The sequence below is a fragment of the Pseudonocardia sp. ICBG162 genome, from assembly GCF_020496225.1.
In the GTDB taxonomy this organism is placed as follows: Bacteria; Actinomycetota; Actinomycetes; order Mycobacteriales; family Pseudonocardiaceae; genus Pseudonocardia; species Pseudonocardia alni.
In genome coordinates this window covers 193,499-205,187 of sequence record NZ_JAHLJD010000005.1, presented here as the reverse complement: position 1 = coordinate 205,187, position 11,689 = coordinate 193,499, and the positions used below count along the sequence as shown (strand labels likewise).

Below are 11,689 nucleotides of genomic sequence, written 5' to 3'. Positions count from 1 at the left end.
TTGCGGTCGTGAGTTCCCCCGCTCCGACAACGGTCGACCCGATGCTCAGTGCGCACACCACACTGCGCCTCGGCGGACCGGCCTCCCGCATCGTGCGCGCCGAGGGCGCGGCCGAGGTGGTCGACGCCGTCGCCGCGGCCGACCGGGCCGGGGAACGGGTGCTGCTGGTGGGCGGCGGGTCGAACCTCGTCGTCGCCGACGCCGGGTTCGACGGCACCGCCGTGCTGCTGGCGGGGCGCGGGATCGGCCACGAGCGCGACGGCGACCGGGTGCTGCTGACCGTCGAGGCCGGCGAGGACTGGGACGACGTCGTCGCCGCGACCGTCGCCGACGGGCTCGGCGGGCTGGAGTGCCTGTCCGGGATCCCCGGGCGGACCGGCGCGACCCCGGTGCAGAACGTGGGCGCCTACGGCGTCGAGGTCGCCGACCTGCTCGTCGACGTCGACCTCTACGACCGGCGCACCGGCACCGTCCGCGAGCACGTGCCCGCCTCCGACCTGGGGCTCGACTACCGCACCAGCGTCCTCAAGGGCCGCGACGACGCGATCGTCCTGCGGGTGCGCTTCGCGCTGCACGCCGACGGCCGCTCCGCCCCGATCCGCTACGGCGAGCTCGCCCGCACCCTCGGCGTCGACCCGGAGACGCGGACCGACCCGGCCGCCGTCCGCGAGGCGGTGCTCGGGCTGCGCCGCGGCAAGGGCATGGTCCTCGACGCCGACGACCACGACACCTGGTCGGCCGGCTCGTTCTTCACCAACCCGATCCTGCCCACGGACCGCGCGCCGCAGGTCGACGGCCTGGCCGCCTGGCCCGCGGGACAGGGCCGGGTCAAGCTGAGCGCCGCCGGGCTGATCCAGAACGCCGGGTTCGGCCGCGGGCACGCCGGCCCCGGCGGCCGGGTGTCGCTGTCGACGCGGCACGTCCTGGCCCTGACCCACCGCGGCGGCGGGACGACGGCCGACCTGCTGGCCCTGGCCCGTGAGGTGCAGGGCGGCGTCGCCGAGCGGTTCGGCGTCACACTGCATCCCGAACCGGTGCTGGTGAACTGCGCCGTCTGACACCCTCTGTACATCGACGTCCGGTTCGCGTTGCGCCGCACGGGGGAGCACCGTCCTCCTGCCGATCACGCGTACTGGATCTCGGCGTACGGTCGGTGCGCAACGCACGGATCGAGTACGCGGGGGAACGGTTGCGACGGGTACTGATCGTCGTGGTGGCGCTGATCGGCGCGCTGGGCATCGTCGGTGCGGTGGCCCTCGCGGCCTCGCCGCAGGACCCGGCGGCGCCGCAGGCCGCCCCGGCCCCGGCCGGGCCGCAGGTGAGCTACCAGCCGGCCGCCTCGGCGTCGTCGGCGAACCCGGCGCAGCCGGTCTCGGTCCGCGCGGCGGGCGGCACGCTGGACGGGGTGTCGCTGACCGACCCGGACGGCGACGCCGTCGACGGCGCGCTGTCCCCGGACCGCACGACCTGGACCAGCAGCGGTGACCTGGACTTCGCGACCACCTATAGCTGGCACGGGCGTGCCGTCGCCCCGGACGGCACGGCGACCCCCGTGCAGGGCACCGTCGCGACGCTCAAGCCCGCCCACACCGTGCGCGGCACCCTGAACATCGGCGACGACCGTACCGTCGGCATCGCCGCGCCGATCGAGATCCAGTTCGACCGGCACGTCGAGGACCGCGCCGCGATCGAGAAGGTCCTGAAGGTCACGACCTCGAAGGAGGTCGAGGGCGCGTGGGGCTGGCTGCCCGACGAGAACGGCGGCTCGCGCGTGCACTGGCGGCCGAAGGAGTACTGGCCGTCGGGCACGAAGGTCACCGTGGACGCGCCGCTCAAGGGCGTCGACTACGGCGGCGGCAGCTACGGCGCCGAGGACCTGACCACGTCGTTCGCGATCGGTCGCGCCCAGATCGTCAAGGCCGACGCCCGCTCGTTCCGGATGATCGTGATCCGCGACGGCAAGCAGATCGCGGACTACCCGGCGTCCTACGGCCTGGCCGACGACCCGAACCGCAACACGCGCTCGGGCATCCACGTCGTCACCGAGAAGTTCACCGACAAGCGGATGGTCTCGCAGCAGTACGGCTACGACGTCGTCGAGAAGTGGGCCGTCCGGATGAGCAACAACGGCGAGTTCATCCACGCCAACCCGGTGTCGGCCGCCGCGCAGGGAACCGCGAACGTCACCCACGGCTGCGTGAACCTGTCGATCGAGAACGCCAAGGCGTACTACGACACCGTCCTCTACGGCGACCCGGTCGAGGTCACCGGCACCCCCGTGCAGCTCTCCGCCCGCGACGGCGACCTGTGGGACTGGACGCTGTCCTGGGAGAAGTGGAAGGGGTTGTCGGCGCTGTCCTAGCGGGTACCCGTGGGCATGACCGCCCCCGAGAACCCCGACCGGCCCGACGGCGACCGCCCGACCCCGCTCCAGGAGGAGGGGGCCGAGCAGATCCTGCGCGAGTCCGAGGAACGGATCGCCGGCGCCGTCTCGGGCGAGAGCCCCGGCGACGACGCCGACCATCACCGCCGGTCGGAGGAGACCCTCTAGCGCCGGTGCCGCCGCGTGCCCGACGCCTGGTCACGCGGCTTGAGCACGATCTGGTCCAGGTTGACGTGCGACGGCCGGGTCGCGGCGAAGACGATCGTGTCGGCGACGTCGTCGGCGGTCAGCGGGGTCAGGCCTTCGTAGACCTTCGCCGCCTTGTCGGCGTCGCCGAGCCGCACCTCGGAGAACTCGGTCTCCACCATGCCGGGGCAGATCTCGGTGATCCGGATCGGCTCGCCGAGCAGCTCCCCGCGCAGGGTGCGGTGCAGCATCGCCTGGGCGTGCTTGGCACCGGTGTAGCCGGCGCCGTTGTCGTAGAAGTCCAGCGCGGCGATCGAGGTCACGGTGACGATGTGCCCGTCGCCCGACGCCCGCAGCTTCGGCAGGAACGCCTGGGTGAGGCGCAGCGTGCCGGCGACGTTGGTCTCCCACATCCAGCGCCAGTCGTCCTCGTCGGCGTCCGCGACGGGCTCCAGGCCCTTCGCGCCGCCGGCGTTGTTGACCAGCAGCTTCGCCTCGGGCACGGCGTCGGCGAACGCGCGGACGGACTCCCGGTCGGTGACGTCGAGGGACAGCGCGGTGCCGTCGATCTCCTTCGCGATCTCCTCGCAGCGCTCCACCCGGCGGGCTCCCAGCACCACGTGGAAGCCCGCGGCACCGAGTGCGCGGGCGGTGGCGGCGCCGATCCCGGAGGAGGCACCGGTGACGACGGCGGTCGGACGGTCGTTCGCGGTCATGCCGCCGAGCCTATGACCTACCTCGGCTCGACGCCGCGCTGCGCCGACCGGTCCCCGCGCCGGGCCGCGGCCCGCTGCGCCGAGAACACCGCGGCGCCGAACAGGCCCACCCCGACCCCGGCGATGCAGGTCCAGAACCAGGCGCCGGCACCGTTCGCGGGATCGAACCCGGATCCGGTGACCATCGCGAACGCGGCGGCGACGCCCGCGCCGACCGCCCACAGCAGCATCCCGCCGAGGATCACCGGCGGGGACTCGTAGAAGCGCGCCGGCAACGGCGGCGGGGGCGGTGGGTCGCTCGCGCGCTCGCTCTCGTGGGCCGTCACGGGGCCGTAGCCTAAACGGTGCACGTACGGAACCCGCAGCGTTGCACCGCGTCTAGGGTGTCGCCGTGATCGAGCGCCTGTTCCGCGTGTCCGAGCGCGGCTCCACCGTCTCCCGCGAGCTGCGCGGGGGTCTCGTCACGTTCATGGCGATGGCCTACATCATCGTCCTGAACCCGTTGATCCTCGGCAGCGTCACGCCGGGCGACCCGTCGGCCAAGGCCGACGCGCTGGGCGGGATCCTCCCGGTCGCGCAGGTCGCCGCGGTGACCGCCCTGGTCGCGGGCGTGATGACCATCATCTTCGGCGTCGTCGCGAACTACCCGTTCGCGATCGCCACCGGCCTGGGGATCAACACCCTGCTGGCCGTGACCATCGCGCCGCTGATGACCTGGCCCGAGGCGATGGGCCTGGTGGTCATCAACGGCGTCATCATCGTGATCCTCGCCCTGACCGGCTTCCGGACGGCGGTGTTCAACGCCGTACCCACCGAGCTCAAGACGGCGATCGCGGTCGGCATCGGCGCGTTCATCGCGCTGATCGGCCTGGTCGACTCCGGCTTCGTGCGCCGGCTGCCCGACGCCGCCAACACCACGGTCCCGGTCGGGCTGGGCACCGGCGGCTCCATCGCCTCGTGGCCGACGTTCGTCTTCGTCGTCGGGCTGATCATCGTCGGCGTCCTCGTCGCCCGCGGTGTCCGTGCGGGCATCCTCATCGGCGTCGTGGTGAACACGATCATCGCGATCGTCGTCGAGGCGATCGTCCGGGTCGGCCCGGGCGGCCCGACCAACCCCGGCGGCTGGTCGCTGGCCGTGCCCGCCATCCCGGACCGGATCGTCGGGCTGCCGGACCTGTCGCTGGTCGGGCAGGTCTCGCTCGGGGCGTTCACCCGGCTCGACATCATCACCGTCGTCCTGCTCGTCTTCACCCTCGTGCTGGCGAACTTCTTCGACGCCATGGGCACGCTCACCGGCCTCGGCCGCCAGGCGGGCCTGACCGACTCCGACGACAAGCTCCCGAACGTCGGGAAGGCGCTGGTCGTCGAGGGTGCGGGTGCGGTCGCCGGTGGTGTGGGGTCGGCGTCGTCGAACACGATCTTCGTCGAGTCCGCGGCCGGCATCGCCGAGGGCGCACGGACGGGTCTGGCGAACGTCCTGACCGGTGTCCTGTTCCTGCTGGCGATGTTCTTCACGCCGCTGTACTCGATCGTCCCGGTCGAGGCCGCGGCCCCGGCGCTGGTCGTCGTCGGCGCGCTGATGTTCCGGCAGATCACCTCGGTCTCGCTCGACGACCTGCGCACCGCGATCCCGGTGTTCCTGACGATCACCGTCATGCCGTTCACCTACTCGATCGCCAACGGCATCGGCGCCGGCTTCATCAGCTACGTCGCGCTCGCGGCGGCCACCGGCCGCGCGCGGCAGGTCCATCCGCTGATGTGGGTCGTGGCGGTGCTGTTCGTGGGGTACTTCGGCGTGGGACCGTTGCGGGAGCTGCTCGGCTGAGAACCCGCCCTTGCGCGAGCGACGAAGGTTAGGCTAACCTCAATCTCGTCGCTTCGTGGTGGGAGCGGCGCGTCAGTTCGGGACAGGAGAAGGCCCCGGACCCCACAGGGTCCGGGGCCTCCTTCTTTCCCCAGTCACACCCGACCCGCCGCCGAGCGGGTCAGGGCGCGTAGATGCGGACCCAGTCGACCTGGAAGTCCAGCGTCTCCGGCGAGGTCGCGTCCGGCGCCGGGATCCAGTCGTCGCCGTAGGGACCGATGTCCTGCTGCATCGCCAGGTGCATCGACCGCGGCGGGATCTGCTCCGGGTCGGTGGTCCGGAAGACCTCGGCGCCGTCGATGTAGAACACGACCCGGTCGGGCAGCCACTCGACGGCGTAGGTGTGCCACTGCGTGAAGTCGCCGCGGATGGTCTTGCCGACCTGGCTGTTGTCCTCGCCGTAGTGGACGATCGTGTGCGTCTCGGCGCGCTCGGGCTTCGGGATCTCCATGAAGTTGAGCTCGCCGCCCTCGGGCCAGTCCTCGGCGTCCGGCCAGAGCAGCGCGACGTCGCCGTAGCCGACGCCGGGGTTGGTCTTCGCCCGGATCTCCCAGCGGCCGTACTGCTGTCCGCCGCGCCAGGCCAGGCCCGCCGAGGTGCGCCCGCGGCTGGTGAGGACGAGCTCGCCGTCGCGGACCGAGATGTTCTCGGCCCGGTGCCGGCCGTTGCCCCCGGTGGTCTCCCCGGTGTACGGGCTCCAGCGCGTGCGGTCGAGCGCGGTGCCGTCGAACTCGTCGTGGTCGGTGAGGCGCCAGCCGTTGCGCACCGCCGCCTCGGTGTCCGAGCGCGACGCGGGGTCGAGCTCGCCGACCTCGTTCGGACGCTCCTGGTCGTGCATCCCGCCCGGCGACGGCGGCGCCGCCGGTGCCGGAGTCGGGCCGGACGAGCCGGTGAGCAGGGTCGGGTCCATCGCGACCGTGACGACCCCGGCCAGCACGGCCAGACCCGCCACGAGCCCGACGACGGCGGGCCAGCGGCGTCGCGAGGGGGCCTCGGGGTCGTGCTCGGGCTCCTGCTCCGTCTGTTCCGGCACGACCCCCTCCTTTATCGTCGACGGCGGGTCGGCGGCAGCCTAGGAGGGGACGGCTGTGGGGGAGCTGAGAGGGGCCCGGCGCCCGAAGATCGACCGTTGTGGAGGATCCGGCCCGCTGAGCGAGCGCCACGCTCCACAACCGGTGATCATGAACCGCTCGACGCCTGACCCGACCCGGTCCCGGTGCCGGCGGCGCCCCCGTCGAGGGTGTACTGGCGGACCCAGTCGACCTGCATCTGCGTCTCCTTCCCCGACCCGCCCTTGGGGAACCAGTCGAGCTGGATGCACAGGTGCATCGGCCCCGGCGGCTGCACCTTCTGCTCGGTGGTCTCGAACCACTTCTCGCCGTCGACGTAGGCGGTGATCCGGTCCGGCGTCCACTCCAGGGCCCAGTTGTGCCACTGCGTCGCGTCGATCTCGACCGAGCCCTCGACCTGGGAGTTGTCCGCGCCGTAGTGGAAGAACGCGTTGGTCTTCTGCCGCGAGGGATCCATCATCTCCATGAAGTCGAGCTCACCGCCCTCGGGCCAGTTCTCCGCGGTGGGCCAGAGCAGCAGCAGCGCGTTGTACGACGGGTCCCCGACCGGCGCGCGCACCCGGCCCTCCCAGCGGCCGTACTGCTGGGAGCCCTCCTTCCACGCCATGCCCGCGGTGTTGCCCTGGCTGTCGCCGGTGATCGTCAGGACGCCGTCCGCCACCGCGGCCGCGTCCGGGGTGCGACGGCCGTTGCCCGCGTGCCCGGCGCCGTCGTAGATGCTCCAGCCGTCGGTGCCGTTGTCGAACTCGTCGGTGCGGACCGGCTGTCCCCAGCCCAGCTTCGCCGCCGCGGTGGTGCCCTCGGCCGCCGCCGCGCCGCCCGCCTCCGGGGCGCTCCCGGTGGCGGGCGCGGGATCGGCCGCGCCGCCCGAGCCGGTGGGGCAGGGGGCGGGGGTGGTCCGGCCGCCGGTGCCGGTGCCGCCGGTGAGGAGGCCCGCGGCGGCGTCGTCGCTGGTGCCGTAGGCGGTGGCACCGGACTCGTCGGGGGCGCCGGAGGCGGTGCCGCTGCCGCCCGAGCCGCTTCCCGCGTCGCTGTCGCCGGGGCTGCTGTCGTCCGAACCGGAGCCCCCGCTGTCGCCGGACCCGGTGCCCTGTGAACCGCTCTTCCCGGAGCTGTCGCCCCCGGAGCCGCTGTCGTCCGAACCGCTGTTGCTCCCGGAGTCGCCCGACCCGCTGGATCGGCGCCGGTCGTCGGAGTCGCCCGACCCGTCGGAGCTGTCGGAGCCGCCGGCCCCGCCGTCGCGACCGTCCTCCGACCCGCCGGACGAGTCGTCGCCGGCCCCGGCGGACCCGGACCCGGCGGAGGACCCGTCGGACCCGGACCCGTCGCGGCCGTCCCCGCCGCCCGAGCTGTCGGAGCCCGACCCGGAGCCCGACCCGGAATCGGAGCCCGACCCGGACCCGCCGGAGCCCGACCCGGATCCGGCCCCGGAGGACCCGCCCGACCCGACGCACACCTCGCCGTCGGCCCCCAGCTCCAGGTCCGGACGCGGCGCTCCGGCGGCGTCCTGCCCGGAGCTCACCGACGGCGTCGCGGACCCCCCGGGTTCCACCCCCACCAGCTCCCCGGCAGGGCCCAGCGCCAGCAGGACGACCGTGACCCCCTTGGCCAGCAGGGACTTGAGCAGCTGCTCGAGCTCGTCGGCGGTCATCGCCCACTCCAAGGTTCGGTCACGTCAGTCGTCCACGTCGGGGGTGTCGGTGGTGATGGGGGTGTCGGCGGTGACCAGCCAGTGGCCCGCCGCGTCGAGCGCCACGACCACGCGGGTGCGCCAGCGCCGGATCTCGGGGGCCGCGCCGGGCCCGGCCGTGGTCGTGCGGACGGTCGCGACGAGCGCGGTGCGCCCGCGGGCCCAGTCGGTGGCGCCCTCGTCGAGGTCCTCGACCTCGGCGGTCCGTCCCGCGCCGGGCGGCGGCGGGTCGAGGACGGGCGCTCCGGCCGCGGCCGGGCTGCCGGGCAGTGCGTACGGGGTGCCGTCGAGGGTCGTGCCCGCGGCCGTGCCGGCCCGGGTGCCGTGCGCGGCGACGAGGTAGGCGCGTGCCACCGCCCCGGGCGACGACGGCCGCGTCGCCGGCACGGGTGGCTCCGCTCCGCGGACGGGACCGGGATCGCCGAGGGCGTCCCGGTCGGCCGAGGTCAGCACGGCCTGCGACGGCGGTCCGGGCAGCAGTGCCGGCACCAGCAGGGCCAGGGGCACCGCGAGGACCGCGGCGAGCACGAGCAGCGGCAGGGAACGTCGCACGGGGTCACTCCGCGAAGCTGATGTGGACATGGTCGTAGTGGCCGCCGGTCGCGTCGGAGGTGTCGTAGACCCCGCCGCCGGTGTAGCGACGGCCCCAGCCGGAGCCGTCGGCGCGCACGGAGGGGTCCCAGTAGCGGCCCTGCCAGATCAGGTACTTGACCTTCAGTTGGGCCGCGTTGCGTTCCAGCCAGCGCGCGATCGCCCAGCCCTCGTCGAGGTCGGCGCCCTTCGCGAACGCCCCGGCCTTCCCGGTGAACACGTCGCAGGCCCTGCCCTTCGGATGGTCCGACCGCGGGTTCTGCAGGTGCTCGTCCCAGCAGCCGACCGTCTCGATGGTCGGGCCGAAGACCGCCCGGACCGCGTCGAGACCGTGCTTCGTCGCGCCGGTCAGGCAGCCGCCGGAGCGCACCGGATCGGGTTCGTGACAGCCCGTCGCGCCGCCGGTCCAGGCGGGTGCCGGTGCCGACGCGGCGTCCTTCGCCGCCGGTGCCTTCGCCGGGGCGGCCTTCTGCGGCGGTGGCGGGGACGACTCGCGGTCGTCGACGGCCGTCGTGCCGGAGTAGTCCGCGACGAAGCCGTGCACCGCGTCGAGGTAGCGCCGGATCGCCGACGCACACGCCTGCGAGCAGTCCGCCTCCCCGCCCGTCGGCACCCCCGACGCCGAGCCGGTGACCCGGCTGCAGCCCGCGATGTGGCAGACCAGCATCGCGTCGAGCACCGGCACGTCCTTCGGGGTCGTCGCCAGGTACCCGGCGGCGGCGCGCAGCGTCGAGCAGAGCCACGGCACGACGACGCGCAGGTGCCCCTCCGGCTCGGTCAGCGCCGCATCCGGCCACGGTGCGCCCCCGGCCGCGACCCAGGTCCGTTCCGAGACCTGCAGCAGCCCGGCGGCGGTGCCGGTGCGCAGCTCCGGGTCCCAGCCCGACTCCGCCTGCACCTGGGCGACCACCCAGGCCGGCGGCAGCTCCGGGCAGCCCTGCGATGTCAGCTCCGTGACCAGGTCGAGGTACGGCCGCGCCGCCTCCGGCACGCGTGCCGCGTCGACGCCCGAGGTGACCGGTTCCGCGGCCGGTGCGGCCAGGACCTGCCCCGCCGTCCCCAGCAGGAGTGCGACGACGACCGGCACCATCAGCAGCGCTCGCACGGCTCACCGGACCGGCCCGGTCGGGACGGCCAGCACCCCGCGCATGGGTCGCAGCCCACCGACGCCGGCCGGGGTGAGCGGCCGGTCGAGCCGGCCGGACGTCGTCAGCGCGGTGACGATCCGGCCGATCGCGTCGGCGTAGCGGCGGACCGCGGCCGAGGGCCCGGGCCGGGTGAGCACCCCGGCCGCGTCCGACCACGGGTCGGCCGAGCGGGCCCAGCCCGGCACCGCGGGCAGCGCGACGACGGCCGCCCAGCCGGGACCCACGGCGTCGGCGTCGATGCCGTCGGGGTCGGCGGTGCCGGGGTGCAGGACGAGGACCGGAGCCCCCGGCCCGGGTGCCGGGGCGACGAGGGCGGCGGCGGCCAGCCCGGCCGCGGTGTCCCGGGTGACGACGACGTCGGGCAGCAGGTCCGGCCCGCACACCCGCCCCAGGTCACGGCCGTGCAGGGCCCGGGCGACGGTCGTCGTCCCGACCCCGCCGGCCAGACCTCCGACGACCGGGATCCGCCCGCTCACCGCGCACCGCCCCGGGCGAGGTCGACCGGCGACGGCCGCCGGGCCGGCTCGGTCGCGGGCCCCGCGTCGACGACGAGCCCGTCGCCGCTGAGGACCACGCCCACCTCCAGCCGGACCCACCGCGCGGCCAGCCCGCGCCAGCCGCGCGCGGCCGGGGCCGGGGCACCGGCGGGCGCCCCGATCGGGTCGTCGGGTTCGGGTTCCGGCGCGGCCGTCCCGCGGGCGTCGACGCGGCGGTAGGGCACGACCCGCACCCGGACGTCGACGACGGCGCGGTCGCCGTCGGTGCGGACGCGGCCCGGCAGCACGAGGTCGGCCCGCTGGCGTCCGGTCCCGGTCCAGCCGAGCAGCCCGTCGGCCACGGTCGTGGGCAGGTAAGCGGCGAGGACGCGGCCGCGGCGGGCGACGTCGTCCTCGTCCCAGGACAGCAGGTCCGCGGCGAAGGCCCCGGCCAGCGCGGACGCCTCGGCGGGGTCGACGAGCGGCGAGGGGGCGGTCCCGGCGGGCCGTACCTCGGGGTGATGGTGGTCCGGTCGTGGTGGGACATGCGTCGGATCGACGGGGCCGGGGGTGGCCCCGACCGGTGCTCCGGCGGAGCGGGAGGCCGGACCGTGATCGGTCACGACCGGGCCGGGCGTCCCGGCCCCCACCGTGCCCGGTGCGGCCTCCGCGGCGCCGGGGTCGGGGAGCCCCGGAACCGCGGCGGGCACGGCGACCGGCTCAGCGGCCGCGCGTCCCGGAGCGGGCGACCCGGATGCCCGGTCGGCCGGCCCCCCGCGACCGGACGGTGCCGGGCTGGACAGCGCCGGGCCGGACAGCGCCGGGCCGGACAGCGCCGGCGTGGTGGCCGCCGATCCCGAGGACGCCGGGCCGGAGGGAACAGCGGGCGTCGCCGGTCCGGACTGTGCTGCCGAGCCCGGGTCGGCGGGTGCCGGACCGGACGTAGCGGCCGCGGTGTCGGGCACGGACGGCGGAACACCGGGATCCGCGCTGCCCTGCGTGCCGTCGACCGGCGTCGTCGCGGCAGGCGCCCACGCCGCCCAGGCCGCGGCCACCTCGTCGGAGACGGGAGCGGTGGCGGGGACCGGTGCGACGGCAGGGGGCGGCCCGGCCGGCGGCACCGGCGGGAAGCCGAAGGGATCGGTCACCGGCTCCGGCTCGGCGACCGGCTCCTGCGGCGGCCGCCGCGGCGTCCAGACAGCCGGTCGCGCCGCCGCGGTCGCGGGGCCCTCCGCCACCGGAGCCGCGGGCGTCCCGCCGGTCGACGGAGCCGGGGCGGCCTCCCGGGCCCGGGGCGCGGCGGGCCGCGGAGCCGGGGCGGGGGCCGGGTCGTCGAGCCATGGGTCGGGGCCGTCGTCGAGGGGGCGCTCGTCGCGGGCGGTGCGGCCGAACAGCCGGAACGGGGACATCGTCGTCGCCCGGGTCATCGACGCCGGTCGGGGTGGTGCTGGATGGACATGTCCCTCCGTCCCGTACGCGCACCCGGGGCGGGTGTGCGGAGGGGGACGGTAGGAACGTGAGGGCGGTGAGCGGGCCCGGTCGCGGAGAATGCTTCGCAATGGCGA

General features: G+C 75.2%; 12 protein-coding genes. 4 read left to right on the top strand and 8 right to left on the bottom strand.

Features of this window, described 5'->3' with window-relative positions; genetic code table 11:
• Positions 1-41 precede the first annotated feature (41 nt).
• From KPL60_RS01365 to KPL60_RS01355, 3 genes are all read left to right on the top strand, one after another.
• The gene (locus KPL60_RS01365; RefSeq protein ID WP_374203862.1) at positions 42-1,058 is read left to right on the top strand and encodes a UDP-N-acetylmuramate dehydrogenase; all 1,017 of its coding nucleotides are present in this window, start codon (positions 42-44) and stop codon (positions 1,056-1,058) included.
• A gap of 95 nt (positions 1,059-1,153) precedes the next feature.
• Complete coding sequence (locus tag KPL60_RS01360; RefSeq protein WP_226354941.1) at positions 1,154-2,362, top strand: Ig-like domain-containing protein; 1,209 nt, start codon at positions 1,154-1,156, stop codon at positions 2,360-2,362.
• A gap of 15 nt (positions 2,363-2,377) precedes the next feature.
• Positions 2,378-2,551, top strand: coding sequence for a hypothetical protein (locus KPL60_RS01355; RefSeq protein ID WP_226364626.1), 174 nt, complete (start codon positions 2,378-2,380; stop codon positions 2,549-2,551).
• Here KPL60_RS01355 and KPL60_RS01350 read toward each other — a convergent pair.
• A complete protein-coding gene (locus KPL60_RS01350; protein WP_208827059.1) occupies positions 2,548-3,285 on the bottom strand; it encodes an SDR family NAD(P)-dependent oxidoreductase in 738 nt (245 codons plus the stop codon). The genes KPL60_RS01355 and KPL60_RS01350 overlap by 4 nt on opposite strands.
• 17 nt (positions 3,286-3,302) lie before the next feature.
• On the bottom strand, positions 3,303-3,611 hold the full coding sequence (locus tag KPL60_RS01345; protein WP_226354943.1) for a DUF2530 domain-containing protein: 309 nt from the start codon (positions 3,609-3,611) through the stop codon (positions 3,303-3,305).
• Between the two features lie 65 nt (positions 3,612-3,676).
• On the opposite strand from KPL60_RS01345, the gene KPL60_RS01340 reads away from it, so the two are divergent.
• Positions 3,677-5,110, top strand: coding sequence for an NCS2 family permease (locus KPL60_RS01340; RefSeq protein ID WP_226354944.1), 1,434 nt, complete (start codon positions 3,677-3,679; stop codon positions 5,108-5,110).
• A 160-nt stretch (positions 5,111-5,270) separates the two neighbouring features.
• On the opposite strand, the gene KPL60_RS01335 is transcribed toward KPL60_RS01340, so the two are convergent.
• From KPL60_RS01335 to KPL60_RS01310, 6 genes are all read right to left on the bottom strand, one after another.
• Positions 5,271-6,182: a family 16 glycosylhydrolase gene (locus KPL60_RS01335; RefSeq protein WP_226354945.1), complete on the bottom strand. Its 912-nt coding sequence runs from the start codon at positions 6,180-6,182 to the stop codon at positions 5,271-5,273.
• 146 nt (positions 6,183-6,328) lie between these two features.
• Positions 6,329-7,870, bottom strand: coding sequence for a glycoside hydrolase family 16 protein (locus KPL60_RS01330; protein WP_226364625.1), 1,542 nt, complete (start codon positions 7,868-7,870; stop codon positions 6,329-6,331).
• Positions 7,871-7,894: 24 nt separating this feature from the next.
• Complete coding sequence (locus KPL60_RS01325; protein ID WP_226364624.1) at positions 7,895-8,461, bottom strand: hypothetical protein; 567 nt, start codon at positions 8,459-8,461, stop codon at positions 7,895-7,897.
• Positions 8,462-8,465: 4 nt separating this feature from the next.
• A complete protein-coding gene (locus tag KPL60_RS01320) occupies positions 8,466-9,605 on the bottom strand; it encodes a hypothetical protein (RefSeq protein WP_226364623.1) in 1,140 nt (379 codons plus the stop codon).
• A gap of 3 nt (positions 9,606-9,608) precedes the next feature.
• Positions 9,609-10,124 (bottom strand): hypothetical protein, encoded by a 516-nt coding sequence (locus tag KPL60_RS01315; protein WP_226364622.1) that lies wholly within the window; start codon positions 10,122-10,124, stop codon positions 9,609-9,611.
• A complete protein-coding gene (locus tag KPL60_RS01310; RefSeq protein ID WP_226364621.1) occupies positions 10,121-11,551 on the bottom strand; it encodes a hypothetical protein in 1,431 nt (476 codons plus the stop codon). The genes KPL60_RS01315 and KPL60_RS01310 overlap by 4 nt, the downstream gene beginning before the upstream one ends.
• Positions 11,552-11,689 lie beyond the last annotated feature (138 nt).